This window comes from Streptomyces sp. WMMB 322, from assembly GCF_900090145.1.
Taxonomy (GTDB): Bacteria; Actinomycetota; Actinomycetes; order Streptomycetales; family Streptomycetaceae; genus Streptomyces.
Genome location: NZ_FMHI01000003.1, coordinates 404,271 through 431,192 on the forward strand (window position 1 = coordinate 404,271; position 26,922 = coordinate 431,192).

Annotated in this window: 22 protein-coding genes; 8 read left to right on the plus strand and 14 right to left on the minus strand. The window is 70.3% G+C overall.

Annotated elements, in window-relative coordinates:
- Nucleotides 1–54 precede the first annotated feature (54 nt).
- The 6 genes from H180DRAFT_RS07650 to H180DRAFT_RS07675 all read left to right on the plus strand — a co-directional run bounded on the left by H180DRAFT_RS07650 (nucleotide 55) and on the right by H180DRAFT_RS07675 (nucleotide 3,688).
- A complete protein-coding gene (locus H180DRAFT_RS07650; protein WP_254665915.1) occupies nucleotides 55–879 on the plus strand; it encodes a helix-turn-helix domain-containing protein in 825 nt (274 codons plus the stop codon).
- On the plus strand, nucleotides 876–1,127 hold the full coding sequence (locus H180DRAFT_RS07655) for a DUF397 domain-containing protein (RefSeq protein WP_055485195.1): 252 nt from the start codon (nucleotides 876–878) through the stop codon (nucleotides 1,125–1,127). Before H180DRAFT_RS07650 ends, H180DRAFT_RS07655 begins: the two co-directional genes overlap by 4 nt.
- Nucleotides 1,128–1,199: 72 nt before the next feature.
- Entirely contained in the window at nucleotides 1,200–1,892 is a 693-nt protein-coding gene (locus H180DRAFT_RS07660; RefSeq protein ID WP_074466673.1) for an HAD family hydrolase, read from the plus strand.
- Between the two features lie 119 nt (nucleotides 1,893–2,011).
- Nucleotides 2,012–2,464 (plus strand): NUDIX hydrolase, encoded by a 453-nt coding sequence (locus H180DRAFT_RS07665; protein ID WP_055485197.1) that lies wholly within the window; start codon nucleotides 2,012–2,014, stop codon nucleotides 2,462–2,464.
- A 104-nt stretch (nucleotides 2,465–2,568) separates the two neighbouring features.
- Nucleotides 2,569–3,150: a GNAT family N-acetyltransferase gene (locus tag H180DRAFT_RS07670; RefSeq protein WP_055485198.1), complete on the plus strand. Its 582-nt coding sequence runs from the start codon at nucleotides 2,569–2,571 to the stop codon at nucleotides 3,148–3,150.
- 331 nt (nucleotides 3,151–3,481) lie between these two features.
- Nucleotides 3,482–3,688, plus strand: coding sequence for a hypothetical protein (locus tag H180DRAFT_RS07675; protein WP_055485199.1), 207 nt, complete (start codon nucleotides 3,482–3,484; stop codon nucleotides 3,686–3,688).
- Between the two features lie 158 nt (nucleotides 3,689–3,846).
- Here the strand turns inward: H180DRAFT_RS07675 and mycP (H180DRAFT_RS07680) are convergent, their stop codons facing one another.
- The 10 genes from mycP (H180DRAFT_RS07680) to H180DRAFT_RS07725 all read right to left on the minus strand — a co-directional run bounded on the left by mycP (H180DRAFT_RS07680) (nucleotide 3,847) and on the right by H180DRAFT_RS07725 (nucleotide 17,773).
- On the minus strand, nucleotides 3,847–5,154 hold the full coding sequence (gene mycP, locus H180DRAFT_RS07680; protein WP_074466674.1) for a type VII secretion-associated serine protease mycosin: 1,308 nt from the start codon (nucleotides 5,152–5,154) through the stop codon (nucleotides 3,847–3,849).
- A gap of 329 nt (nucleotides 5,155–5,483) precedes the next feature.
- Nucleotides 5,484–6,788, minus strand: a complete 1,305-nt coding sequence (gene mycP / locus H180DRAFT_RS07685; protein ID WP_055485200.1) for a type VII secretion-associated serine protease mycosin — start codon at nucleotides 6,786–6,788, stop codon at nucleotides 5,484–5,486.
- A 91-nt stretch (nucleotides 6,789–6,879) separates the two neighbouring features.
- A complete protein-coding gene (locus tag H180DRAFT_RS30775; protein WP_055485201.1) occupies nucleotides 6,880–8,244 on the minus strand; it encodes a hypothetical protein in 1,365 nt (454 codons plus the stop codon).
- 21 nt (nucleotides 8,245–8,265) lie between these two features.
- Nucleotides 8,266–8,586, minus strand: coding sequence for a hypothetical protein (locus tag H180DRAFT_RS07695; RefSeq protein ID WP_254665928.1), 321 nt, complete (start codon nucleotides 8,584–8,586; stop codon nucleotides 8,266–8,268).
- A 438-nt stretch (nucleotides 8,587–9,024) separates the two neighbouring features.
- On the minus strand, nucleotides 9,025–11,358 hold the full coding sequence (locus tag H180DRAFT_RS07700; protein WP_055485202.1) for a xanthine dehydrogenase family protein molybdopterin-binding subunit: 2,334 nt from the start codon (nucleotides 11,356–11,358) through the stop codon (nucleotides 9,025–9,027).
- Between the two features lie 175 nt (nucleotides 11,359–11,533).
- Entirely contained in the window at nucleotides 11,534–13,573 is a 2,040-nt protein-coding gene (locus H180DRAFT_RS30330; RefSeq protein ID WP_055485203.1) for a 2Fe-2S iron-sulfur cluster-binding protein, read from the minus strand.
- Nucleotides 13,570–14,430, minus strand: a complete 861-nt coding sequence (locus H180DRAFT_RS07710; protein ID WP_055485309.1) for an FAD binding domain-containing protein — start codon at nucleotides 14,428–14,430, stop codon at nucleotides 13,570–13,572. Before H180DRAFT_RS07710 ends, H180DRAFT_RS30330 begins: the two co-directional genes overlap by 4 nt.
- Before the next feature lie 336 nt (nucleotides 14,431–14,766).
- The gene (locus H180DRAFT_RS07715) at nucleotides 14,767–16,545 is read right to left on the minus strand and encodes a beta-N-acetylhexosaminidase (protein WP_055485204.1); all 1,779 of its coding nucleotides are present in this window, start codon (nucleotides 16,543–16,545) and stop codon (nucleotides 14,767–14,769) included.
- A 269-nt stretch (nucleotides 16,546–16,814) separates the two neighbouring features.
- Nucleotides 16,815–17,111, minus strand: a complete 297-nt coding sequence (locus H180DRAFT_RS07720; protein ID WP_055485310.1) for a DUF3039 domain-containing protein — start codon at nucleotides 17,109–17,111, stop codon at nucleotides 16,815–16,817.
- Between the two features lie 11 nt (nucleotides 17,112–17,122).
- Complete coding sequence (locus H180DRAFT_RS07725) at nucleotides 17,123–17,773, minus strand: YqgE/AlgH family protein (protein ID WP_055485205.1); 651 nt, start codon at nucleotides 17,771–17,773, stop codon at nucleotides 17,123–17,125.
- A 370-nt stretch (nucleotides 17,774–18,143) separates the two neighbouring features.
- On the opposite strand from H180DRAFT_RS07725, the gene murA reads away from it, so the two are divergent.
- Nucleotides 18,144–19,463: a UDP-N-acetylglucosamine 1-carboxyvinyltransferase gene (gene murA / locus H180DRAFT_RS07730; RefSeq protein ID WP_055485206.1), complete on the plus strand. Its 1,320-nt coding sequence runs from the start codon at nucleotides 18,144–18,146 to the stop codon at nucleotides 19,461–19,463.
- A gap of 119 nt (nucleotides 19,464–19,582) precedes the next feature.
- On the opposite strand, the gene H180DRAFT_RS07735 is transcribed toward murA, so the two are convergent.
- Nucleotides 19,583–19,864 carry an HU family DNA-binding protein gene (locus H180DRAFT_RS07735; protein WP_028436141.1) on the minus strand — a complete coding sequence of 94 codons (282 nt, stop codon included), beginning with the start codon at nucleotides 19,862–19,864 and terminating at the stop codon, nucleotides 19,583–19,585.
- A gap of 449 nt (nucleotides 19,865–20,313) precedes the next feature.
- Nucleotides 20,314–21,789, minus strand: coding sequence for an NAD-dependent malic enzyme (locus tag H180DRAFT_RS07745; RefSeq protein ID WP_055485207.1), 1,476 nt, complete (start codon nucleotides 21,787–21,789; stop codon nucleotides 20,314–20,316).
- Nucleotides 21,790–22,105: 316 nt separating this feature from the next.
- Between H180DRAFT_RS07745 and H180DRAFT_RS07750 the strand changes: the two genes are divergently transcribed.
- The gene (locus tag H180DRAFT_RS07750; RefSeq protein ID WP_028433118.1) at nucleotides 22,106–22,312 is read left to right on the plus strand and encodes a cold-shock protein; all 207 of its coding nucleotides are present in this window, start codon (nucleotides 22,106–22,108) and stop codon (nucleotides 22,310–22,312) included.
- Between the two features lie 207 nt (nucleotides 22,313–22,519).
- Here H180DRAFT_RS07750 and H180DRAFT_RS07755 read toward each other — a convergent pair whose 3' ends face one another.
- Nucleotides 22,520–24,931, minus strand: a complete 2,412-nt coding sequence (locus H180DRAFT_RS07755; protein ID WP_254665916.1) for a HelD family protein — start codon at nucleotides 24,929–24,931, stop codon at nucleotides 22,520–22,522.
- Between the two features lie 693 nt (nucleotides 24,932–25,624).
- Nucleotides 25,625–26,905, minus strand: coding sequence for a uroporphyrinogen-III synthase (locus tag H180DRAFT_RS07765; RefSeq protein WP_079099923.1), 1,281 nt, complete (start codon nucleotides 26,903–26,905; stop codon nucleotides 25,625–25,627).
- Between the last annotated feature and the right edge of the window lie 17 nt (nucleotides 26,906–26,922).

Below are 26,922 nucleotides of genomic sequence, written 5' to 3' on the forward strand. Positions count from 1 at the left end.
CCAGTAACGACAGCGTTGCACAGTGTGACGCATCGCAGGGGAACGGTGAGCACCATGACCATCGACGGCACGACCATGACCCAGCCACCCATCGCCTGGCGCTACTGCGGCAACCAGCTCAAGCGCTGGCGCATCCAGACCGACGTCAGCCGCGAAGACCTCGCCCGCGAGGCGGGCTACAGCTACGAAGCCATCAAGTCCATGGAGCAGGGCCGCCGCAAGCCCACGCGGCGTGTTCTCGACATCGCGGACGACATGTGCGATGCGAGAGGCAAACTCCGGGCTGCGACGGACTACTTGGAGCCGGAGAAGTACCCGGCACGTACCCACGAGTTCATGCAGGCGGAAGCGTCGGCGCTCGCGCTGCACTCGTACGAGAACGTATTCATTCCCGGGTTGCTGCAGACCGAAGAGTACGCGCGGGCCCTGCTCGACGCGCACTGCCCACCGCTCGACGACGAGACGATCGAGCAGCGACTTACGGCGAGAATGCAGCGCCGGGAGAAGCTGGAGAGCAAGCCCACGTCGCTCTTCACGTTCGTGATCTACGAGGCAGCGCTGCGCACCTCGGTGGGCGGGCGGGAGACGATGCGCCGCCAGCTTGAACACGTGGCGGACATGGGTCAGTTGCGCAATGTCTCCGTCCAGGTGCTTCCGGCCGACACCGGTGCACATGCGGGTCTCAACGGGGCTTTCGTGCTCCTGGAGACCGAAGAGCGCGAGCACTATGCGTATGAGGAGAGTCACGAGATGCGGTACCTCTACGGCGACCCGGAAAAGGTCCGGGTGCTGAGGGAGCGGCATGGAATGATCCGAATGCAGGCTCTGAACGCAGAGCAGTCGGCACGGTTTCTCAGAAGGGTGGCAGCCGAGCTATGAGCAGCGAACCGACCTGGTTCAAGTCCAGCTACAGCGGTACGGAAGGCGGGGACTGCCTCGAAGTCGCCGTCACCTGGCGGAAGTCGAGCTACAGCGGCACCGAGGGCGGGAACTGCGTCGAGATCGCGCAGTGCCCCTCCACGGTCCACATCCGCGACTCCAAGCACGCGGACGGGCCCGTACTCAGCGTCGCCCCGGCCCGCTGGGCGGACTTCGTCGGATACGCCACTGCCACCCACCCCGCCTGAAAACCACTGGCAGGCAGGCCGCACCGCGATTACCGTCCGGCGAGGACAGTGGGGCGACTCGGGGAGGTCGGGGTGGGACACAGCCGCCAAGTGCTCGTCTTCGACGCGGACGACACACTCTGGGAGAACAATGTCCTCTTCGAGCGCGTCATCGAGGACTTCCTGGACTGGCTGGCCCATCCCACGCTGGACAGGCGCGAACTGCGGACCGTACTGGACGACATCGAACGGGCCAACACCGTCACGCACGGATACGGCACCCAGTCGCTGCTGCGAAGCCTCGCCGACTGCGTGGAGCGGCTGCGCAGCAGGCCGGCGACGGACCGGGAGCACGAGGAGATCAAAGAGCTGGCCGCGGCGCTCGTCGACCACCAGGTCGAGCTGATACCCGGAGTCGCCGAAACGCTCACCGCACTCGGCGAACGCCACGACCTGCTCCTGCTCACCAAGGGCGACCCGGAAGAGCAGCAGCGCAAGATCGACATGTCCGAACTGGCCCACCACTTCCGGGAGATCGGCATCGTCCCGGAGAAGAACGAAGCGACCTACCGCCGGCTGATTCGCTCCCACGGGCTCACACCCGCCACGAGCTGGATGATCGGCAACTCCCCCAGGTCGGACATCCTGCCGGCACGCCGGGCCGGCATGAACGCCGTCTTCATCCCCAACCAGCACACCTGGGTGCTGGAACACGACGAACTCGACCACAGCGACGAACAGGTCCTGCACCTGGAGACGTTCACCGAGCTGACCCGCCACTTCTGACACACGAACCGCCGCCGGAGAACGCGCCGGCTCAGCAGAAACCGACGGCCTCCGACCAAACAACTGCCACGCAGGCAGATCGAGGCACTTCCCAAGCAGCAGCACGACGAGCAGGAGCCATGAACGCGACACCACCGGCACTCCCCCGTGACAGGGCACTGACGGCACCCACCGTCTCCTGTGTCTTCGTCTGCCACGACGCGGCGGGCCGGGTGCTGCTGGCCCGTCGCAGCGCGGGCGCGCGGGACGAACCGGGCACCTGGGACACCGGCGCCGGCGCCCTCGAACACGGCGAGACGTTCGAGGAGGCCGTGACCCGCGAGGTCCGCGAGGAGTACACGGCGACCCCGCTCGCGATCGAGACCGTCGGCGTCCGCAACATCCTCCGCGGCAGCCCCGTCTCGCACTGGGTGGCCGTGATCTTCGCCGTGCACGTCGACCCCGAACGCGTGGCCATCGGCGAACCCCATAAGTTCGACTCCCTGGGCTGGTTCACCCCGCGCGACCCGCCCCGGCCCCACCACTCCCAACTCCTGCAAACCCTCGCCCTCTTTCGTACGTACGGGACCTGAAGCAGGGCCCAGGACGGGGACAAGAACTACTGGCAGGACTCGAACTATGGGCGGCGGGACATGACTTCGCGCCGCCCACCGCCGTCATCGATCGTGGAGGAACCATGTACGCGGTACCGCTTGGCATCGACGGCGCCGAACTGCGGCCGCTCGAACCGTGGCACGCCGAGGAGTTCCTGCACCACATCGACCGTGGGCGGGAGTTCATCGGGCAGTACATCGGACTGCCGGACGTCGTCCCCGACCTGGAATCCAGCCGCGCGCACCTCCAGCGGTACGCCGAGAAGGCCGCCACCGACACCGGCCGCATCCACGGCATCTGGCTGCACGGGACACTCGTCGGCGGAGTCCTCTTCCGGGTCATGGACGTCGCCCAGGGCACCGCGGAGGCGGGCTGCTGGCTGGAACCGTCGGCGGCGGGCAAGGGCCTGGTGACCAGGGCATCGCGCGTGATCATCGACTGGGCGGTCGAGGAACGCGGCATCCACCGGATCGAGTGGCTCGTATCGGTCGGAAACGAACCGAGCATCGCCGTGGCCCGCCGCCTCGGTATGACGAAGGAAGGCGTCCTCCGCGAGCTCTACGCGTACCGGGGCAAGCGCCACGACATTGAGGTCTGGTCGGTGCTGGCCCCCGAGTGGCGCAAGCACCGGGCGGCCGACCCGCGGGAAGAGGCGACGGGCTGACGGTCCGGCGGCCGCGGGGGCCGAGCGGCGCCCTGAAAAGCACCACCACGCGCAACCGCGAACTCGGGTGGGAGGAGGTCGAGTCGGGCTTTCGACCGGGCCTCACCCTCCACTCCGGGAGTCACGTGATCGTAGTTTCAACAGCGCCGACAGCACCAGACGGCGGCCTGCCGTCGAGGTGAGCACGTTGTGCACCCGGGTGTCCAACACTGCCGTGGCGGACGACTTCGGCTGACCAACCCACGGCGAGACAGGGAGCCTGTTAATAGCGGACCGACGTATCGAAGAGCGTGTAGCCGGAGCGCTGGCGCCGGGCGAAAGCCTCAAAGCCGTGTTTCGTGCTGAGCTCACCTCCTACCCCGACAGCAACAAGCCCTACGCCCCTGACGAGCACCGTCCCGAAGTGTTCTCAGGGCTGAGCATGCCGGGTGACCGCTGGGGCGCCTTCATCGGCACCATCGGCCGCATCCTGAGCAACGAAATCCTCAACAGCCCGATGAAAGGCTGCACCGGTCCGGCGTTCGCCGCTGACGCGTAAGGCTTACCGCTTGACCACCTGAACCGTAACGGTGCGGCATACCTCCACCAGCTGACCGCGGGCTCGAAGGCCGCGCGTTGCGGAGCGGGAAGCGACAAGACAGACAGGAGAAGGGTTCGCACACGGGCCAGATGCGAACCCCTTCCCCTGGAGAACCGTCAGTTGTACGGCGGCTGCTGAGGCGGAGCCGTCGGCTGCGGCGAGTACGGCTGCTGCTGGTGCGGAGGTTGGCCGTAGCCGACGGCTTGGCCAGGCGGGTACGGGTAACCGCCCGAAGCTCCTGGGCCACCAAAGCCGCCGGGACCGTTGTTCCGGTTCCTCTTGCGACGTCGTACGAGCACGACGGTGAGGATGATCCCGCCGACGAAAAGAAGGCCGAGTACGCCCGTGATGATCCACAGGATGACCGCTTCCCTGTCGGACTGCGCCTGCTGAATCTTCGACTCCCGTTCCTTTTCCGCTGCCTTCAGGTCATTTTTGATCTGTCGCGGGAGAGAGAGGGGGCCGTACATGGAACCCTTCGGGATGTCCTCCTGGAGCGCCGCCAGAGGACGGATCGCGCCGTAGCCATATCGCTCGTCCGGAAGCTTCGCATCCTTCTCGGAAGCGGGCATCTCGGCAGTCTTCGTCAGGCGGTTGACGATCTGACCGGCGGTGAGGTTGGGAAACTTGGCACGCACAAGAGCGGCGGCAGCGGATGCATAAGCGGTCGAGTCAGAGGTACCTGTGCCGGAGCGGTAGAAGCCACTTCCCCCACCGGCCGAGACAATCCGCGTAGCGGGTGCGGTCAGAAGCGTTTGCGGCCCCTTGTTGGAGTTCTCCCACAGTGTCCCGTCTTCCGTCACACCACCAACCGCGACGGCTCCCGGCTGCGCTGCAGGATACTCAACCTCCTCCCCGGAGTTTCCAGTTGAGGCGAAAACCGGGACGTTATTCTTCAAGGCGTAAGCAATCGCCTCGCCCTCGTCAGAAGCCTTTCCGGCGGTACCTCCCCGCGAGATATTGATCACCGTGGCGCCGTGATCAACTGCGTACTTGATGGGCTCTTTGAGCGCCGTCACACTGCCGCCATCAGCGCGGATCGGCAGAATCTTGGCTTCAGGAGCAAGGCCCATGACCCCATTCGCACCCCTGGGCCCATGGCCGTGGCCAGCGATGATCGCAGCCATGGCCGTCCCGTGGTCGTCTCCGTTTTCCGGGGCCGTGGAACCGCCGCTGATGAAGTCCTTGCCTTTGAGTACGCTTCCCTTGAGGTCGGGGTGCTGTGGATTGACGCCATCATCGATGACCGCGACCGTCTCACCCTTGCCCCTGGTGATCTTCCAAATGGACTTGGCATCCAGGGACTTCAGTGCCCACTGATCGTCTCTGACCTGATCGGCTGCAGCGTTCCGGGCTGAAGTGAAGACGAGTGCCCCGGTCAGCGCTGCGCTGCCGATTACGCGCAGAGTCCGCGTGATGCCCATCTGTCGAATCCCTTTTCCCGGCGGAGGGGTACCGCCAAGTGGCCGCACCCCCGAACTTGCGGTACCTCGCGGTGTCTCGGTACTTCTTCAGCCGATAGTGGGCGGTTACACCCCGGCGCTTGGGCATCCAGCTCTACCTCGTCCTCGACGAGCTTGTCCGGAGGCTCCCCTGTCTCCTGTCGTCGTGCTTGCGCCGGGAGCCCCTCGGCCATGCATCGCCGGCGACGACGACCCCAAAAGCTCTACGGACTCGGGCCTTATCCGGGGCTCGCACCCACATTGGGGCAGCAGCCCGAGCAGGCTTTACACGAAAAGGCGCTAGCAGTCCCTCAGTTGTACGGCGGCTGCTGAGGCGGCGCCGTCGGCTGCGGAGCGTACGGCCCCTGCTGGTGCGGGGGCTGGCCATAGCCGGGAGCCGAGCCGGGCTGAATAGGGTAAGCGCCGGGAGCACCGGGACCGCCAGAGCCGTTGTTTCGGTTCCGCTTTCGGCGGGACCTCACGACAAGAAGCACAATGACCAGCACTACAACGAGAATCAGGACCCCGATCACGGACCAGGCAATTACCATCTTCTGGTCGGCCTGTTCCTGGAGGGTCTTCGACTCGCGCTCCTTCTCCGCTGCCTTCTCTTCGTTCTTGATCTGCTGAGGAACAGACAGCGGACCGTACTTAGAGCCCTTGGGAATGTCCTCCTGGAGCGCAGCCAGGGGGCGGATCGCACCGTAGCCATACCGCTCATCCGGAAGCTTCGTACCCTTCTCCGAAGCGGGCATCTCGGCGGTCTTGGTAAGGCGGTTGACAACCTGACCGGCGGTGAGATCGGGGTACTTCGCTTTCACGAGAGCAACACTGGCGGAAGTATACGCAGTGGCATCGGAAGTACCGGTTCCGATGCGGTAAGCGTCCGCATTGGCTTTCCCCCCAGTCGAAACGACCTTCGAGGCAGGAGCGCTGAGCATGGTCTGCTTACCACGGTTGGAATTGTCCCAGTGAGAACCGTCGTTGTTAAGGCCGCCTGCCGCTACCACACCGGGGTAGGCAGCGGGATATCCAACTGGACCCCCGTCGTTCCCTGTTCCGGCAACGATGACGACGTTGCGTTTCAAGGCATAGGAGATGGCTTCCGATTCACCATCCCCATCCAGTTTCGTCTCTCCCGCCTGGGAGATGTTGATCACAGATGCGCCATGATCAACGGCGTACCTAATGGATGTCGCATATCCATCTTGGCGACGCCCAAGGTCCCGAATCGGGAGGATCTTGGCTTCCGGCGCCAGGCCAACGACCCCATCGCCGTTCCCCGGTCCGTGCCCATGAGCAGCGATGATCCCTGCCATGGCGGTACCATGGTCCTGACCTCCTGCCGGCGCCGTGGAACCACCGTCAATGAAGTCCTTGCCCTTTAGGACATTCCCAATGAGGTCGGGGTGGTCAGCGTTAACACCGTCATCGATGACAGCGACGGTCTGTCCCTTGCCCTTGGTTGTCTTCCAAATGGACTCGGCATCAAGGGCGTTCAATACCCACTGGTCGTCTCTGATCTGATCGGCTGTCGCGTTCGGTGCTGAGGAAATGACCAACGCCCCAGTTAGCACTGCGCCGCTGATGACGTGCACGGCCCGCGTAATGCCCATCTGTCGAGTCCCTTTGTTTCCGGCGGAGGGGTGCGGCCACATGGCCGCACCCCCAAAGCTTGCGATATCTCGTAAGTGTGCCCGGCGTTCGTCAGCCGATGGTGGGCGGGGTTACGTCTCGCCGCTTGGGCATCCAGGTCTCCTCGTCCTCGACGAGATAGTCGGGACGTTCTCCTTGCTCCCTCTCTCCCTGATTGCGCCGAGCATTGTTGCCGCCAATGCCGCCACGCATGGCACCGTTTGCACCTCTACCGCGCTCGCCTGCCATCGTGCCGCCGCGGCTGGAGTGCAGACCCTGACCGCCTTGGCGGGCAGTGCCCTTGCCCTGTGCCGGCGTGTCGAGCGTGCCGCCCCGCTGACGTGCGAGCGGGCCACGGCCCACTGCGGCACCCGCGCCCTTGCCTCCGGCGCCTGAACCGAGACCGGCCGGAAGCCGTCCACCGACGCCCTTCCCCGCACCGATGCCCTTACCGGCGACTCCGCGGTTCCCGGAGTTCGCACCCACATACCCCGGGCCACCCGGCACACCGCCTGTACCGGGGCCCGAACCAGCTCCGACAGCAGGAGCGCCGCCCGGTGTGCCCGCATTCGCGCCCCCACGGTGCGGGGTCGTCGCGGTTCCACCGGAGATACCGTCCACCTTCGTGGCCGCAGCGGGTGACGTCGACTTCGGCGCACTCTTTCCTACCGGGCTTGCCGTCCGGGAGGTACCGGAGACCGCCGCGCCAGGTCCGCCCCCGTCAGGAGTCACCGCCACAGGAACAGGGGCGACACCGCCCGGGTCGCCCGGATAGTCGTCCCCCGGGTCAACGGGGCGGGGTCGCTTCTCCCACGACCCCATCGTCTTCGTCTGCGACGAGTACGCAATGGCCAGAGTCTCCATGTGGGCGGCGGCCTTGAGTTGCTCTTCCTTGCCGGCCGAGAGGTCGTCATCGTGGTTGTCCAGGGCCTTCTGCGCACCCTGGTTGCCCTGGATCTCGCCCCTCCACTTGCTGTCGTCGCGAGAGAATCCGTCTCCCAGTGCGTTCAGCCCACTGGAGATTTTCCCGGGCTTCTCGATCGCGTCGACCTTCGGCTTGATCTCGCTCAGCTTCTGGCCGGCGTTTCGCATCGCGATCGATGTGTAGTTGGCATATGTGGCGCAGTCAGAGATCTGCTTGCTGATCCTCTTCGCCTTCTTGGCGAACTCGTCAGCGGACTCGCCCTCCCAGTGCTGCAGGATGTGTTCGACAGCCTTGTCGAAGTCTCCTTTAACGCTGCCGCCGCCGTTCACCAGGTGGTCGTGGATGTTCTGCCAGGCGTCGGCCACTTCGATGACCTGCTCCGGCTTGGCGTCGGCGAGCATGGCCTTCATCGAGTCGATGCTCTCCTGCGTCGCGAACGCGGTCTTGACCTCGCCCGCGTAGCACATGTTGCCGGTGTCGGTGTACTTGTCGAGCCCGGTGTCGTCACCCATGTCGTCCTTGCCCCCTGACCGTTAGTTGCCGGACCCTGAACGGCCGCTGTCCATACCGTGCTTCGCGTCGTGCTCGGCGTTCTGGTACTTGCCGTGCGCCTTCTTGGTGTTGGTTCCGAATTCGTCGATGACGTCGTGGATAACCTTGATGATCTCCTCGATGTGCGACTTCATCTCCGTGTGCGCACTGTCGAGTTCGGTCTGCTCGGCGAAGCCCTTACCCAGCGCATGCTTCGGAAGGAACGTGTTGTACTGACTCTTGGTCACCGAATCGCCCATGGCGGACGTCACCCGACCGAGCTTGCGTACCGTCTCCTCAAGCTCACTGAGGTCGACTCGCATCTCACCCACGGCTGCGCCTCCCCGTTCCGTCATCGTCATGCGGCTGTGCCGCTCCACCCTGCGCTTTGCGGGTGCGTGCAGGCCGACTCTGCGGCCGCGCCGCGGACAGCCGTGCACCATGGTGCCTTACGCGTGTATCAGGTACACCCTAGTAAGTGCCACTGACAGTCTGTCATTGGCCTGGAGTTACCTGCGCTTAGCGCGCTCGGAATCCGGCCGCCGGGACGGCTACTGCCCGCACGATGCACGAACCCGCTGGCAAGAGCGGAAGCGGACCCTGACCGCCGCCCGAGCAAATGGTGCAAATGCCCTACGGCGGTGCCCTGTTGTACAGGGTCAGGGATATCAGATTGTGATGCGAACTCACGCCGCGCGCACAACCGCCCATCGGCACAGGGCCGCCGCCATGCCCAGGCCCAGCGCCGATCAGGCGCCCCCTCATCCCCCCACAGCCGTCTGCGGCCGGATCGGAAGGCGGTTGACCGGCATGCCCGTGGCCGCGCGGACCGCCGCCGCCACCGCCGCCGGGGAGGTGACCACCGGTACCGCCGAGGCGGCCTTGGCTCCGAAGGGCGCCACCACGTCCTGTTCCTCGATGAGTTGGACGATGCGGATGTCCGGGGCGTCCAGGGCGGTCGGCAGGGCGTAGCCCGTGAAGTCGGGCTGACGTACGACGCCGCGGTTGATGCGGAGGTGTTCGGTGAGGGCCGCGCCGACTCCCTGGGTGACGCCGGCCTCGATGCGGGCGTTGAGCTGGCGGGGGTTGAGGACGCGTCCCACGTCCTGCGCGATGGCCATCTCCACCACGCGGATCGAGCCGAGTTCGACGTCGACGTCGACGACCGCGCGTACGGCGGCGAACGCGAGCCCGACGAAGGCGTCGCCCTGCCCGGTGTCGTCGAGCGCCTCCGTGGGGTGCGGACGGCACTGGGCGGTGGCCCACAACTCCTTGTCCTCCAGGGCCTCCGCGACCGTCGTGGAGAGGACACCGTCGTAGGAGGTGATCTTTCCGTCGGCGATCGTCAGCAGCTCCGTGGACATCCCGAACTTCGCGGCCAGCGGCTGCAGCAGCTGCGTGCGCACCATCTTCGCCGCCCGTTCGACGGCGCCGCCCGAGACCCAGGTGTGCCTGCTGTGCGAGCCGGCGCCCGCGGGCGGCTGGTCGGTGTCGACCGGGGCGACGTGCACCTCGTCGATGCCCAGCGTCTCCTGCACGATCTGACGGGCCAGCGTCGTGAAGCCCTGCCCGGTCTCGACGGCGGCGCACATCACCGTCGCAACGGGCCCGTCGACCTTGACGGTGGCCGTCGAGACCTCGTCGGCGCCCTCCGCGCCGAGCATGTGGACCATGCCGAGCGCGTAGCCGACTCCGCGGCGCACGGCGCCCGGTTCGCCCGCTCCCTCGGGGCCGCCCGGGAGCAGCCAGTCGCGTTCGGGGCTGTCCTTGGGCAGTGGCGGCAGCGGCGACTCCCGTACGGCGGTGAGGAGTTCGGCCACGGGTGCGGGGCAGGTGACGGTCTGGCCGGTGGGCAGCAGGTCGCCGGTGGCCAGTACGTTGCGCAGGCGCAGGTCTGCCGGGTCCATCTGCAACTGGGCGGCCAGCTTGTCCATCTGGCCCTCGTACGCGGCACACACCTGCATCGCGCCCTCGCCGCGCACGTGGCCGGACGGGGGGTTGTTGGTGCGCACGGCCCAGCCGTCGATGGTGGCGTGCGGCACGACGTACGGGCCGGCCGCGAAGGAGACGGCGGCTGCGAGGGCGTCGGCGCTGGTGTCCGCGTAGGCGCCGGCGTCGAGGAGGATCTGTGCCTCGACCTTCACCAACCGGCCCTCGCTGTCGGCGTGATGGCGGTAGCGCAGCAGGGTGGGGTGCCGGTGGGCGTGCCCGAGGAAGGACTCCTCGCGGGTGGCGGCGATCTTCACGGGGCTGCCGGTCTTCATCGCCAGCAGGCCCAACGGCACCTGCAGCCCGGTGTCTTCGCGGTCGCCCATCGCGCCGGGGACGCCCGTCACGACGACCTTGACCTGCTCGGGGGGCAGTCCGAAGCAGGCGGCGGCCAGGTCGCGGTCGGTGTGCGGGTCGGTGGATGCGGTGTAGATCTCCACGCCGCCGTCGGGACGCGGCACGGCGAGGCCCGCCTCGGCTCCGATGGGCGCGGGGTCCTGGCGGCCGATGCGGTAGAGGCCGTCGACGACGACGTCGCCGGTGACGTCCTGGTCGCCGAAGCGCAGCGGGATGTGACGGATCAAGTTGCCGTCGGGGTGCAGGGGTTCGGCCTCGAAGGACTTCTCCGGGTCGGTGACCGCCTCCAGCGGCTCGTACTCGACGGAGATCGCGGCGGCCGCCAGCCGTGCCGTGTCCGGGTGGTCGGCGGCGACGGCGGCGACGGGCTCGCCGAAGTAGCGCACGACGTCGCGGGCGAAGGCGGGCTGGTCCGCGACCCTGCGTCCGTGGCCCGCGTCGCCGGGGACGTCCTGGTGGGTGACGACGGCGTGCACACCGGGGAGTTCGGCGGCCTGCGTGGTGTCGATGGACACGATCCGGGCGTGCGGGTGCGGCGACCGCAGGACCGCGGCCCACAGCAGGCCCTCGGCCCACAGGTCGGCGGCGTAGGGGAAGGTGCCCTCGGCCTTGGCGGGGGCTTCGGCCGAGGGGAGGGACGCGCCGATTCCGTGCGTGACCGGGCCGCTGCCGGCGGGTTCGTGCGGAAGCGGTGTGCCCTGTGCGGGAGTCGCTGTGACGGCGCCGGGGCCGTCGGCCGTGCTGGTCATGCCGCTGCTGCCTTTCCGCGCCGTCCCTGCACGCGGTGATCCTTTGCTCCTCGACCCGTTACGTGCCGCTCCCGTACCGGGTGGTCCTGCACGGGCCGTCTCCACGGGCGGTGCCCGTTGCCCTGCCCGCTCACGCTGCACCCGTCAGGGAGGGCCGCCACGGACTCCCCGACCGTCATGCGCCACCTCCCGGGTAGTACGCGCCGCCCGCGCCCGGTCCCGCCTGGTGCGGGATGCGCGCGGGCCCGCCCGCCGACTCCTGTTCGTACGCCTCCGCTTCGGCTTCCGCCTCCGCCTGCTCCCGTGCGGCTTGTTCGGCGCGCTCGGAGACGACGGTGCGGACGGCGTCGAGCACTCCGCGGTAGCCGGAGCAGCGGCACAGGTTGCCGCAGATCGCCTTGCGGGTCTCGAGTTCGCTGGGCGCGTGGTTGCCCTCGAGCAGGTCGTGCACCGTCATGGCGAGGCCGGGCACGCAGAATCCGCACTGGACCGCGCCGGACTCGGTGAGGGCACGCTGCACGTCGGAGGGGACGCCGTCGACGGCAAGGCCTTCGACCGTGCGGATCTCGCTGCCCGCGGCGGTCGCCGCGGGGACGAGGCAGGAGGCGACCAGCCGGCCGTCGACCTGGACGGAGCAGGCGCCGCACTCGCCCTGCGAGCAGCCGTCCTTGGCGCCGGCGAGGCCGAGGCGCTCGCGCAGGACGTAGAGGAGGGATTCGCCGATCCAGGCGTCGGTGACGGGGCGATCGATGCCGTTGACGTGCAGGACGTAGGAGACGTGGGGGTGTTCGCCGCCGAGCTCGGGTGCGAGCTGCAGCGGGGGTTCCTCGGAGACCTCGGAGTCGGTGGGCGCTTCCCCGTCGCCGCGGTCCGTGGACGTCGCGTCGTCGCCGCGCGGTTCGCGGCTGTCCGAGGGTGTCTCCTCCGCTGCTTCCCGGGTCGCGGGGGCGGTTGCACCTCCCGGGGCCGGGGGTACGGCCCAGCTGTCGCCCGCCGCTGTGGCTCCGCGGTCCGGGCCGTGGTCCGTGTCCGGCTGCTGCTCGGGCTCCGGGCCACCGGCGCCGGGGCTGTCGGTGACGGGGCTGTCGGCGGGGGCGCTCGTCGCGACGGCGGGGCCCGACGAAGGCGTCCACGGCAGTCCGGAACGCACGGTTCCCATCGCGGGTCGCGCCTCGGTCTCCTCCGCCCCGGTCTCCTCCGCCCCGGTCTCCTCCTCGGTGGTTCCGGCGCCGGCGTCGCCGGCGGTGTCACCGGCCGGCGGTGCTTCGCTCGTGTGCGGTGCGGCGGAGGGCGCGCCGGCCGCCTCGCCCGGTGCGGCACCCCCGGCGGAGGCGTCCGCCACGGCCTCGGGACCGTCGAAAGGCACCTGCCGCCGTGCGTGCGCCTCTTCGTAGTGGGCGTCGCCCGCGGTGTCCTGGTGATGCTGCCCGGGAGTCTGCCGCGGGGCCGCGGGGCCGCTGAACTGCCTGCCGGTTCCTATCGGTTCCGCTTCTTCCGCGGTGACGCCGCCGCCCGTGCCGAGGGGACGCCGCTGCGTGCGGGCCTCGTGCGAGCCCGCGAGTGCCGCCGCGGCGCCCTGGCCCATGGCCGGGGCGGGGCCGGGGTCCTGGCGTTCGTGCCGACCGCCCGGCTCCGGGGCCGGGGCGCCGCCGAACGCCCCGTGCCCGCCGGGGTGTTGGTCCTGATGCTGCGGATAACGGCCCTCGTGGTGCTGACCGTACGAAGCGTGGTCGTGACCGCCCGGGACACCCGCACCCTGCCCGAACGGCATCGCCCACTGACCGCCGGCGGTCTCGTCCGGCGGTCCTGGCTGCTCGGCCGGCTGCGGCCCGGTGACCTCGGCCGGGTCGAAGGGCGGTGGCGTGTAGCCCCCCTGCCCCGTGCCCGGCGCGGCCAGCGGCCCCCAGGCGTCCGCTCCGGCACCGGGAGCCGGCAGCGGGCCGGCGGGCAGCTGGACGAAGGCGGTGGCGTCCTGGTCGGACTCGCCGCCCCAGCCTTCCTGCGGGTACGAGCCGTCCTGCGGGTACGACGGATAGTGCTGCCCGCCCGACTGCTGTGCCTGCGGCGGCTGTTGGCCGTATTCGCCCCAGCCGCCCTCGTCGCCGTACTCGCCGTAGCCGGAGCCGTAACCGTCTCCGTACTGCTGCCCGTACCCCTGCCCGTATCCGTATCCCTCGCCCCGTGCGCCGGGATCGTGCGGGCTGCCGTTGCTCATGCGAGCGCCCTCCCGAGTCCTCGGCGGGCCAGTGTTGCCACCGTACGCCGCAAGTGGAAGGCCGCGGGCGGAAGTGCGGGAGCCTCACCGCCCTCTTCCGGCGGGGCGGGGTCGGGGATGCATGCCATGGCGACGTAGTCGCCGAATGCCGCGAGTGCCTCGGGGGCGAGTCCGCGCTGCCCGTCCCAGTCGATGAGCGAGGCGATCCAGCGCTCCGCCTCCAGCGGGCGCAGCGGCATGGGCGCCACCGCGCCGACGGCGCAGCGCACCCCGCGCCGCACCGGGTCGAGCACGACGGCGACGGAGGCCATCGCACGGCCCGGGCCGGTGCGGCCCGTGGCTTTCAGGAAGGTCTGCGGTGCGTGCAGCAGCGGCACGCGCACATGTCCGACGACTTCGCTGGGCCGCAGCATGTCCACGTTCGCGAGCAGGTGGCTCACCGGGATCTCGCGCCGTGCGCCCTCCGGGCCCGCGACGATCAGTGTGGCCTCCAGCGCCGCGAGCACCGGCAGGGTGTCGCCCGTCGGGTGGGCGCTGACGACGTTGCCGCCGAGCGTGCCCGCGTTGCGGACCTGCGGCGGCCCCGCGGCGCGGGCACTGGCCGCCAGCGCGGGGATGAGGGCTGCGAAGTCGGGCCGTCCCATGCGCGCGTGGGTGAGGCCGGCGCCGAGGAGCGCCTCTCCGTCCAGGTACTGCCAGCCGCGGATCTCACTGATCCTTCCGAGACCGACGAGGGCTGCGGGGCGGAGATGGCCGGCGTTGATGCCCGTCATCAGGTCCGTGCCGCCCGCGACGGGCACCGCCGCAGGCACCGCGGAGAGCGCGGCCACGGCCTCGTCGAGCGTGGTGGGCAGCATGACCGACGGCACAGCCTGTGGCGCATGGTGTTCATGCTGTGCTTGCGTGCTCAATCCAGCCGCCCCTTCCCCGGTCGACCCGGCTGCTGTGCCCGTACGGTACGTGCTCACCGGCCGGACGAGGCAACTCTGGCACATCTCGGCGGGCGGCCGGACCGGGGGCCCGGTATGGGCTGTTCCGTGCGCTGACATCACTCTCGTCCCTGTCCGGAACGCGGGCCCGTAATCCCCAGCTCACACGGGCAAGCACGGAATTGCCACCCTCGGGGACTCTTGTGCGGATCTCCGATCCTGTGCGGACTTTCGTGCTACGGAGCACCCCCCCTTCGCCTGCGGTTACACGGAGGGGCCCGGCCCGTGCGGCGGCCCGTCGAGGGGGCGGCCCGCGATGCCCGGGCGGCGCTGCCACGGATGCGGGCCGCCGGGCGGCCGGAAGTCGACGCCCATCGCCGCGAGTCGCGCGTAGTGCCCCTGCGCCATGCGGCGTTCGAAGCCGGCGAAGTCCCTCTCCCCGGCGGGGGCGGGCAGCGGCGACCAGACGACCTCCGCGAACGCGGCGAGACGGGGGAAGGTCTGGTAGTCGATGCGCTGCTGGTTCTCGGTGCACTCGGTCCACATGTTGGCCTGGGCGCCGAGCACGTGCCGCTCGTGCGGCGTCCCGGCCAGTTCGGGCGGTACGGGCTCGTACCGGTAGACGTCGCGGAGCGTGCGCACGTACCCGAGCGGCACCGGCTCGCCCGCGCCGCCGTCCTGCCGGTGGTCCAGGTACAGCTCCTGCTCGGGGCACATCACGACGTCGTGCCCGGCGCGCGCGGCCGCGACACCGCCGGCGCGGCCGCGCCACGAGGAGACGGCTGCGCCCTCGGCGAGGCCTCCCTGAAGGATCTCGTCCCAGCCGATGAGGCGGCGGCCCCTTGCCGTGAGCCAGCGGTCGAAGTGCCTGAAGAACCACGCCTGGAGCGCCTCCCCGGCCGCTTCCGGGCTGCTTCCCTTGCCGGGTCCGGGTCCGGATCCCGGTCCGAGTCCCGCTTCACGCATGCGCGCCCGTGCGGCGGGCGATGCGAGCCACTGGTCCTTGGGGCACTCGTCGCCTCCGAGATGGATGAAGCGGGAGGGGAAGATCTCCAGGACCTCCTCCAGCACGCCCTCGTAGAAGCGCAGCACATGGTCGCCGGGGGCCAGCACGTTGGGGCTCACGCCCCAGTCGGTCCACACCCCGAGCGCCGAGGTGTCGACGACGTCGGTGTTGCCGAGTTCCGGGTAGGCGGCGATCGCGGCCTGAGAGTGTCCGGGAATGTCGATCTCCGGCACGACGGTGATGTGGCGGTCCGCGGCGTACGCGACGATCTCCCGCAGGTCCTCCTGGCTGTACCAGCCGCCGTGCGCCCGCTCGTCCCACAGCGGCGGTGCCCCCGGCCGTCCGCCGCGCCCGACGCGGCTGCGGGCACGGGTGCCGCCGACCTCCGTCAGCCGCGGCCGGCTCCGGATCTCGATGCGCCAGCCCTGGTCGTCGGTGAGGTGCAGATGCAGGACGTTGAGCTTGTGCGCGGCGAGCAGGTCAAGGGTGCGCAGGACTCCGTCCTTGGGAGTGAAGTGCCGTGCCACGTCGAGCATGTAGCCGCGCCACGCGAAGCGCGGACCGTCCTCGACGAGCAACGGCGGCACCCGCAGGGCCACCTCGCCGCGCGCCGTGCGGGCACGCCGGAACGCGGCGGGCCCGAGCAGTTGCCGCAGCGTCTGCGCACCCCGGAAGACACCGGCGGGTGCGCCCCCGGTGATGCGAAGGCTCCCGCCGTCCGCGCGGAGCACGTAGCCCTCCGGGCCGAACCGGGCGGCGACCGCCTCGTCCGTGCGCAGCACCAACTCCGCGCCCTCGTCACCGCGTTCGGCCCCGCCGCCGCGTCCGGCCGCGGCGCCGCCGCTGCCGCCCCGCCCGCCGGGCAGCAGCGGCGCGCCCGTTGCTGGGGTGAGCGTGGCGCGCAGCCAGCGGGCCGTGTCGTGCGTTCCGGGTCCGGCGTCGAGCGTGGTGTGCGGGTCCAGCACGAAGTCCGGCCCGCCGGCGGCGGGTTGGGGCGTGACGGAGCGGGGCGCGGGGAGCAGATCCGTGTACGGCATGTGCGACGCCTCTCGTCGGTCGGCCGGTGGGCGGGTTCCCCGGGGGACATTCGGCCCTCTCCCGGCGCGCACACGGAAGCAGCGGAGCGAGACCGGCTCCGAACAACCCAGCGCGCCCCGTCCGTCCCGGAGAGCAGGACGGACGGGGCGCGCTGTGAGCCTTGCGCGGAAAGCCGGAAGACGGACCGGCGGAGGGGCGAAGGACCGGACGGGCCGTGCGGTCCTGTCAGAAGGACCGGCGCCGCCGCTCCCGCGCCGGCGCCGGGCAGCTACTTGTCGCCGCCCTTGCCGTCCTTGCCGCCGCCCTTGTCGCCGCCGGAACTCATCGTCTCGTAGATCTCCTTGCACATGGGACAGACCGGGTACTTCTTCGGGTCACGGCCCGGAACCCAGACCTTGCCGCAGAGCGCCACCACGGGAGTCCCGTCCATGGCGCTCGCCATGATCTTGTCCTTCTGGACGTAATGGGCGAACCGTTCGTGGTCGCCGTCTCCGTGCGACGTCTGCGGGGTCGGCTCGACGAGCGTGCCGGTGCCCGTACCGCGCTCAGGCTCAAGAGTGCTCATGCGGACCAAGCCTAATTCAGCGACGCATCGTCCGGGTATGTGGCCACCATCGCCAGTTCGCTGCGCTGCCGCCGCAGTACGGACCGCCACAGACGCTCCGGCGACGGCGAGGAGACGTCACCCGGTTCGGACTCGACGACATACCAGGCGCCTTCGGACAATTCCTTCTCCAGCTGCCCCGGCCCCCAGCCCGCGTACCCGGCGAAGATGCGCAAGGAGCCCAGCTCCGCGGCGAGCAGCTCCGGCGGCGCCTCCAGGTCGACGAGGCCGATGGCACCGTGCACGCGGCGCCAGCCCAGCGGCCCGTCACCTCCTTCCCCGTCGGCCTCACCCGGGGACCCGTCTCCGTCCCGGGCGGCGGCCCCGGGCCGCTCCCCGGCCGCGTGCCCGCGGCCCTGCGAGGCGGGAACCACGGCCACGCCCAGTGCGGCGTCCAGTGAGACGGGGCCTCCCTGGAAGACCACGCCGGGCTCTCCGGCGAGCGCGGCCCATGGCTCCAGGATGTCGACGACGTCGACGGGCGTCGGGCGGTTGAGCACCACACCGAGCGACCCCTCCGCGTCGTGGTCGAGCAGCAGAACCACGGCCCGGTCGAAGTTCGGGTCGGCGAGCACCGGGGTGGCGACCAGCAGCCGCCCGGTGAGCGAGGACACCTCGGTCATGCCGCAATGATCCCGCACGTCGGCCCTCCGTGGGAGCCAACGGCCGGATCAGGAACCCCGGGTGGAACGTCCGCCCTGGTCACGGCACATTCACCGGATCCGCGCAGATTCCGCGCACCCGCTCCCGCAGACCCACGCACAATCCGGCCGGTACCGTCAACCGCGGTCACGTTCCGGACACTTCCCCTGCACACACCGTGATACGGCTCATCCGGTGCGGGGCCGGTGCCCCCACGGCCCGTGCGCGCCGGTGAATCCGGACCATTACGATTGTCTTTCGCCTTCGCCCCAGAGCTGCTTCAGGGGCCGGCCCGGCCCACGAGGCCTCGAATCATCTGCCCCGAACCCGTCTTCAGGAACGCGGAGATCCATGACCGATGACGTCCTGCTCGTCCACGGCGGCACACCGCTCGAGGGCGAGATCCGTGTCCGTGGCGCGAAGAACCTCGTTCCGAAGGCGATGGTCGCCGCGCTGCTGGGAAGCGAGCCGAGCCGGCTCCGCAACGTCCCCGACATCCGTGACGTGCGGGTGGTGCGGGGCCTTCTGCAACTTCACGGCACGACCGTGACCGCCGGCGAGGAGACCGGTGAGCTGGTGCTCGACCCGTCGTACGTCGAGAGCGCGAACGTCGCCGACATCGACGCCCACGCGGGCTCCTCCCGCATCCCGATCCTCTTCTGCGGCCCGCTGCTGCACCGCCTGGGGCACGCCTTCATCCCGGGGCTGGGCGGCTGCGACATCGGCGGCCGTCCCGTCGACTTCCACTTCGACGTGCTGCGCCAGTTCGGCGCGACGATCGAGAAGCGAGCCGACGGCCAGTACCTGGAGGCACCGCAGCGGCTGCGCGGCACCAAGATCCGCCTGCCGTACCCGTCCGTCGGCTCCACCGAGCAGGTGCTGCTCACCGCGGTCCTCGCGGAGGGCTCCACGGAGCTGAGCAACGCCGCCGTCGAGCCCGAGATCGAGGACCTCATCTGCGTTCTGCAGAAGATGGGCGCGATCATCTCGATGGACACCGACCGCACGATCCGCATCACCGGCGTCGACAAGCTCGGCGGCTACACCCACAGCGCCCTTCCCGACCGCCTCGAGGCCGCCTCGTGGGCGAGCGCGGCGCTGGCCACGCAGGGCAGCGTCTTCGTTCGCGGCGCCAGCCAGCGCGAGATGATGACGTTCCTCAACACCTTCCGCAAGGTCGGCGGCGCCTTCGAGGTCCTCGACGAGGGAATCCGCTTCTGGCACCCGGGCGGTCCGCTGAAGTCCATCGCGCTCGAGACGGACGTGCACCCCGGCTTCCAGACCGACTGGCAGCAGCCGCTGGTCGTCGCCCTCACCCAGGCCACGGGCCTGTCCATCGTCCACGAGACGGTCTACGAGTCCCGCCTGGGCTTCACCTCCGCGCTGAACCAGATGGGCGCCCACATCCAGCTCTACCGCGAGTGCCTCGGCGGGTCCGCCTGCCGCTTCGGCCAGCGCAACTTCCTGCACTCCGCGGTGGTTTCCGGACCGACGAAGCTGCAGGGCTCGGACCTGATCATTCCCGACCTGCGCGGCGGCTTCTCGTACCTGATCGCCGCTCTGGCCGCCCAGGGCACCTCCCGCGTCCACGGCATCGAGCTGATCAACCGCGGCTACGAGAACTTCATGAACAAGCTCGCGGATCTCGGCGCCAAGGCCGAGCTCCCGTAGCGCCTGCCGGGCCCGGCACGGCCCCGGGAGCGGACACACGAAGGGCGGTCACCCTCTGCGGGTGACCGCCCTTGTGCTGCGTGGTCCGGGAGGGCCGTGAGCCGCCCCGGCAAGCGCCGTTACTTGCCCTTCGCGGCTTCCTTGAGCTTGGAGCCGGCCGACACCTTCACGCTGTAACCCGCCGGGATCTCGATCGGGTCGCCGGTCTGCGGGTTCCGCGCGGTCCGGGCCGCACGGTGCGTGCGCTCGAAGGTGAGGAAACCCGGGATGGTGACCTTCTCGTCGCCCTTGGAGACGACCTCGCCGATGGTCTCGGCGAGAGCTGCCAGAACGGCGTCGGCGTCCTTACGGGTCACCTCGGCGCGCTCGGAGAGAGCGGCCACCAGCTCACTGCGGTTCATAACTCGTTACTCCCGTGTTCTTCTTGCCGATGAGGCGTGAGATCGAAGCCGATGCTGCCAGGGCCCTCGGACAGTCCCCTGACCAGGGTCTGCTTTGAGACCCTCCCGCCCCTTTGGGGAATCCCCAGGACGAAGTCCCCCGGGAACGAATCCTGCCCCTACGTGCGGCGGGAAAGCCAATCCGGAACGTTCTGACAGCTGCGGAGTCACACGAGCGGCGGCGATGTCCCCGCTGCGCTGACGCCCCACAGGCTTGTGTCTGCCGCAACCCTAGAGGGGGCGTCGTGACCCTGCACCTCGCGACGCGCCGTGCCGCCACGGGGTGAGCACCGTCACCCCGGACCGCTTACGGTCCGAGCTCACCAGCCGCGCGTACCCTCCGGGGGCCCGTCGAACCGCCGGGGCACGTGTGAGGTGGACCGGTGTCCGCAGCCGCGTGCCGGGTGTGCTCAGACCACGGGGCCCTCCGCCGCGGTGGCGGCGGTCGCCGTCGTCGTCGCCGGCGCGTGTGTGACAGTCGCCTCACCTGCGGCGCGGGCGGCGTCCCGCACCGCACCCGCCACGGCTCCGGAGACCTTCTCGTTGAAGACGCTGGGGATGATGTAGTTCGGGTTCAGCTCGTCCTCGAGCACCACGTCGGCGAGCGCGCGCGCCGCCGCGATCATCATCTCGTCGTTGACGGTCCGCGACTGCGCGTCCAGCAGGCCGCGGAAGACGCCGGGGAAGACCAGCACGTTGTTGATCTGGTTCGGGAAGTCGGAGCGCCCCGTGGCGACGACGGCGGCCGTCTCGCGCGCCACCGCCGGGTCGACCTCGGGGTCGGGGTTGGCGAGAGCGAACACGATCGCGCCGTCCGCCATGCGCGCCACGTCCTCGCCGCCCAGCACGTTGGGGGCGGAGACGCCGATGAAGACGTCCGTGCCGACCACGGCGTCCTTCAACGTGCCCGTGAAGCCTTCGGAGTTGGTGTTCTCCCCGATCCAGCGCAGAGGCGAGCCCTCGGCCGCGTTCACCAGGTCCTCGCGGCCGTCGTGCACCACACCGTGGATGTCGGCGACGATCGCGTGCTTGACGCCCGCCTCCAGCAGCAGCTTCAGGATGGCCGTCCCGGCCGCTCCGGCACCCGACATCACCACGCGGATGTCCTCGATGCGCTTGTCCACGACGCGCAAAGCGTTGTAGAGGGCGGCGAGGACGACGATGGCCGTGCCGTGCTGGTCGTCGTGGAAGACGGGGATGTCGACGAGCTCGCGCAGCCGCGCCTCGATCTCGAAGCAGCGGGGCGCGGAGATGTCCTCCAGGTTGATTCCGGCGAAGCCCGGGGCCAGCGCCCGCACGATCTCGACGATCGAGTCGGTGTCCTGCGTGTCGAGGCAGATCGGCCAGGCGTCGATCCCAGCGAAGCGCTTGAAGAGTGCGGCCTTGCCCTCCATCACCGGCAGGGCGGCCTGCGGGCCGATGTTGCCCAGGCCCAGGACCGCCGAGCCGTCCGTGACGACGGCGACGCTGTTCCGCTTGATCGTCAACCGCCGTGCGTCCTCGGGATGTTCCGCGATCTGTGTGCACACACGGGCCACGCCCGGGGTGTAGACCATGGAGAGATCGTCGCGATTGCGAATGGGGTGCTTCGACGACATCTCGATCTTGCCGCCGAGGTGCATCAGGAACGTACGGTCGGAGACCTTGCCGAGGGCGACACCCTCGATGCCCCGCAGCTCGGCGACGATCTCGTCGGCGTGAGCCGTGGACGAGGCGGCGATCGTGACGTCGATACGCAGCCGCTCGTGGCCCGAGGCGGTGACGTCGAGGCCGGTGACCGAACCGCCCGACGACTCCACGACCGTGGTGATCTGGCTGACCGCGGTCCCCCCGGCGGGGACCTCCAACCGGACAGTCATCGAGTAGGAGACGCTGGGCGCGCTCATTGCCGACTTCCCTCTGCTTTCCCTTGACGCGTTGGTGCCGCACCGAACCGCAGCGCCGAAGTATCGGCTCCCAGGTGTGGGGCACGTCAACAGATCGTCCCACCTACCACCCGGTACGGGGTAACCCGTGGACCACCCCGGCTTTGGGCGCGGAAAGAGCCTTCCACAGTACGAGATGCCCGTGATCGTCTTCCTTCGGGCCCCTTCTTTCGGCACCGGCGCGAAACTCTGTGTCTACGCCCCAAATCACTTCAAAGCGCCCCATCTCAGCCTAGGATCGGCCCGCAAACCCCATATGCATACAGGGAGACCAGGAATGGCTCAGGGCACCGTCAAGTGGTTCAACGCCGAGAAGGGCTACGGCTTCATCGCCCAGGAGGACGGCGGACCGGACGTATTCGTCCACTACAGCTCGATCCACGGAGAGGGCTACCGCAGTCTGCAGGACACCCAGCGGGTCGAATTCGAGATCGCGGAGGGCCGCAAGGGCCCGCAGGCGGAAGGGGTCCGCATCATCGGCTGAAGGCCGAGGACACGAACCCCAACGGAGAGCTTCACCGAAGCGGAAGCTCGAGAAGTCTTTGGTGACACCGACCCGCCAGCTCGCCTCGCGGCAAGTGGTCGCTCGAAGCGACAATGGTTGGGCCCGGGGGCATGGATCGGGCCGGTGCCACATCCAGGCTAACAAACAGCCCCCACCGGGCGATTCCCTTCCCGGGGGCGATTTCCTTCAGTCTCTGAGCAGTTCCGGTACACCGGCCGCATCGGGCCGGTCCGCCTCCGCCGACAGCACCGTCAGCCGCTGCGTCGCCCTCGTGAGCGCCACGTAGAGCACCCGCAGCCCGGCCGTGCCGGCACCGCCCTCCCCGTCCCGGGTGGTGCCGGCGATCCCGGCGGGCGAGACCACGAGCGTCGCGTCGTACTCAAGTCCCTTGGCCTCGAGGCTTCCCAGCGCCACCACCCGGTCACCGAGCCCCGCCAGCCACTCGCGGGCCTCGCCCCTGCGGCCCATCGGGACGACGACCCCCACCGTGCCGTCGACCTCCGCCAGCGCACGCTCCGCCTCCTCACGCACCGCCGCACCCAACTCGCCCCGCACGGCGGCGAACCGGGGGCGCAGACCCGTGGAACGGACCGCCTTCGGGGGCGCCGTGCCGGGCATCGCGAGCGCCAGCACGCGGTCCGCGAGCTCCGCGACCTCGGAGGGGTTGCGGTAGTTGACGGTCAGTTCGAAGCGGCTGCGGGGCCGCGAGCCGAGGGCTTCCGCGCGTGCCGCGTCCGCCTCCTCGGTGTCGGGCCAGGAGCTCTGCGCCGGGTCGCCGACGACCGTCCAGGTGGCGTGCCGGCCGCGGCGGCCGACCATCCGCCACTGCATGGGCGTCAGGTCCTGGGCCTCGTCGACGATGATGTGCGCGTAGTCGGTCCGCTCCTCCGCCTGCCGCTCCGCGCGCTCACGCCGGGCCGTGGGGTCGCGGTCGGCAAACGTCGTCAACTCGTCCAGCCCGGTGAGCTGTTCCAGGGGGTGCGCCCAGGCGGAGCCGTCCCCGTACGGGGAATCCGTCTCACGCCTGCGGGGCTTCGCAGGTGTGCCGAGCACGACGCGCAGCTCGTCCAGGAGCGCCACGTCGTGCACCGAGAGCGGGCCCTGGCCGTCGGCGTCGAGGCGGCGCAACGAGGCGGCGACGGCCCTGGCCTCGTCCGCGTTCAGCAGGCGGCGGCCGCGGCCCCGGCCCGCCGGTCCGCCGCTGCTGCGCCCCCGGGCCGACCGGGTGGAGGTGCCCGCGGCGCGCGCGAGCGTCTCCTCGTCCGCGAGCGAGGCCAGCACCCGGCGGGGCGTCAGCTCCGGCCACCAGGCGTCGAGGAAGGCGATGAAGCCGTCCTCGGAGGAGATGTCCTCGTCGAACCCCTCGCGCGCCTCGGCCGCCAGCTCCGGATCGGTGTACCGGCGTCCGGCACCCGACTTCTCCCACAGCGCGTCCAGGAGGAACTTGCGGGCACGGGGACGCATGAGGTTGACGGGCGCGGTGCCGCTGAGGACCTGCTGCCGAACGTGGCGCAGTTCGGCGGCGTCCAGTTCGACGCGGTCACGGAAGGCCACCACCCGCAGCACCTCAGGTGCGTCGCCGGTCTCCAGCGCACCGCGCGCCGCCCTGTGGAGGACCTTCGCCATGCGCGCCGAGCCCTTGACGCGGGCCACGTGCTGCTCGTCGTACGTCCCTGCCTCGGCGCCCTCGACGAGACTCCCCAGCGCGCGGACGGCGACCTGGCCCTCCTCGCCGAGCGAGGGCAGCACGCCCTCCGTGTAGGAGACGAGGAGCGGCGTCGGGCTGACGACGAGGATGCCGCCCGCGTACCGCCGCCGGTCCTGGTAGAGGAGGTAGGCGGCGCGGTGCAGCGCCACGGCGGTCTTGCCGGTGCCAGGGCCGCCCTCGACCTCCGTGACGGAGGCGGCGGGCGCACGGATGACGAGATCCTGCTCGGCCTGGATGGAGGAGACGATGTCCCGCATCGCGTGGCCGCGGGCCCGCCCGAGCGCGGCCATCAGCGCGCCGTCGCCGGTGACGGACAGCTCCCGGCCGCCGAGGCGGGCAGTGATCCCGGGGCGCAGCAGGTCGTCCTCGACGCCGAGGACCTGCCGGCCCTTGCTGCGGATGACCCGGCGCCGTACCACGCGGCCGGGCGCGACCGGCGTCGCACGGTAGAACGGCGCGGCGGCGGGTGCCCGCCAGTCGATGACGAGGGGGGTGTAGTCGGCGTCGAGCACGCCCATCCGTCCGACGTGCAGCGTCTCCGCGATGTCGGCGGTTCCGTCGGGGCGCACGGCGCCCTCGGCGGGTTCGACGGAGGTGTACGCGCCGTCCGGGCCCCTCTGGGCGTCCGCTCCGGGGAGCAGGTCGATGCGTCCGAAGAGGAAGTCCTCGAACTCGCGGTTCAGCCGGTTGAGGTGCACGCCGGCACGGAAGACCTGCGCGTCACGCTCCGCCAGCGCTCCCGGGGTGCCGACCTGCGCCCTCTTCGAGGCGTCGTCCATCAGGAACTCGGCCTCGTGGATCTTCTCCTCGAGCCGGCGGTACACCCCGTCCAGGTGCTCCTGCTCCTCGCGGATCTCCCGCTCCCGGACGGAGTCGTGCTGCGCTGCCAACGACGCGGCCCCCTTCTGCTGATTCAGGCCCGTGCGGGGCCCGGGGCGAGGACGGATGCCGCGCCTGGCCGCGGCTTGCTTCGTCTTCTCGGGCTCGCCCAAGGGCAGCCGTCAACCGTACGCGAACGGCCACCGGGACGCACCTGCGGCGGCGCCCGGCGGGGAGTAACGGGGCCTGAGCCGGGCAGAACCGTGGCTACCCGGGATCCCGAACGCACCGTAAGGACTCACACCATGACTTCACCGCAAAGCTGGGGACAGGCCCATCAGGGGCACGGTGGCGCAGGCCCCGGTTACGGGGAGGAGATGTGGGAGCCCGCCCGGCCGCCGCGCAACGGCATGGGCACGGCGGCTCTCACGCTCGGGCTGATCGGGGCGCTGTTGTTCTGGACGATCCTGGGCGGGATCGCCCTGGGACTGCTCGCGCTGATCTTCGGCATAGTCGGCTTCCGGCGCGGCAAGCGGGGCGAGGCCACGAACGGCACCCTCGCCATGGTGGGCGCGGTCATCGGTGGCCTCGCACTCGTCGGCTCGTCGGTCATCCTGGTCTTCGCGGTGTCTTGGTGGGCTCCGGGGACTACCAGGAATTCCAGGACTGCACGGAGAAGGCGGCCACGACGGCCGAACAGCAGCAGTGCCAGGAGAACTTCATCGACAGCTTCAGCCAGTAGCGACCCCTTGGGCTTCCGGGGCTCAGGCCTCCGTGGCGGGAGGCTGTCCGTCGTACTTGCCGCTGTCCGAGGCGGCGTCGAGGGCGAGCCGGTAGCCCCGCTTGACGACGGTCTGGATCAGCTTCGGGGCGCCCAGCGCGACGCGCAGCCGCGCCATGGCTGTCTCCACCGCGTGCTCGTCCGTTCCGGAGCCGGGCAGGGCCCGCAGCAGCTCGGCCCGCGGGACGACCCATCCCGGGCGGCGGGCCAGCGACCGCAGCAGCGCCATCCCCGCGGGCTGCACCGTCCGCAGCTCGCCGTCGACGACGACACCCCGCCCGCGGATCTCGACCCGGTGCCCGGCCACGGGCAACGCCCGCTGCCGGCCCGGCAGTTCGGTGCACAGCAACTGGACGAGGGGGCCCAGCCGGAAGCGTTCCGGCTGCACCGTCGGCACGTCGTGGGCCTCCAGCGGCGCCGCCGTCACAGGCCCCACGCACGCGGCGAGCACATCCGTACGCATCGCCTCCAGCAGCGCCTCCCGTACGCCGCGGCGCCCGGCACGCTCCAGCAGTGACGCCGCGGCGGGCGCGCTGGTGAAGGCCAGGGCGTCGACGCCGCGGGCCAGGATCGCGTCGATGAGACGGTCGACGGGGGCGATGTCCTCCGGCGGCATCCAGCGGTAGACGGGCACGCCGACGACCTCAGCGCCCGCCGCCCGCAGCGATTCGACGAAGCCGGGAAGCGGCTCGCCGTGCAGCTGGAGCGCGATGAGCCGTCCGTCCACGCCCTGTGCGAGCAGCCGGTCGAGCACTTCGGCCATCGACTCCGACTCCGGCGACCACGTCTCCTTCAGACCCGCCGCGCGGATGGCGCCGCGCACCTTCGGGCCGCGGGCGAGCACCTCCACCTCTCCCAGGGACTTGAGCAGGTCCGTGCCGAAGCCCCAGCCCTCGGCCGCCTCGATCCAGCCGCGGAAGCCGATCGCCGTCGTCGCGATCACAATGTCCGGGGTGCGCTCGACGAGGGCCCTGGTGGCGTCGAGGAGTTCGGTGTCGTCCGCGAGGGGCACGATGCGCAGCGCCGGTGCGTGCAGCACGTCCGCGCCGCGGCGCTCCAGCAGTGCGCCCAGTTCCTCGGCGCGGCGGGCCGCGGTGACGCCGACGGTGAACCCGGCGAGCGGCTGCGGCTTCGCGTGCGGCCCGGGCCGTGCGCCGGATGTTCCGGGTGGCCGGGGCGCCCGTGGGTCACGGGTGTCCGGCCCGGGCGGTGTTCGCGGCCCGGGTGCGTCCCCTGCCGCGCCCCGCTCTGTCTGCTCGCGCATGTCCTTCTCGCTCCGCC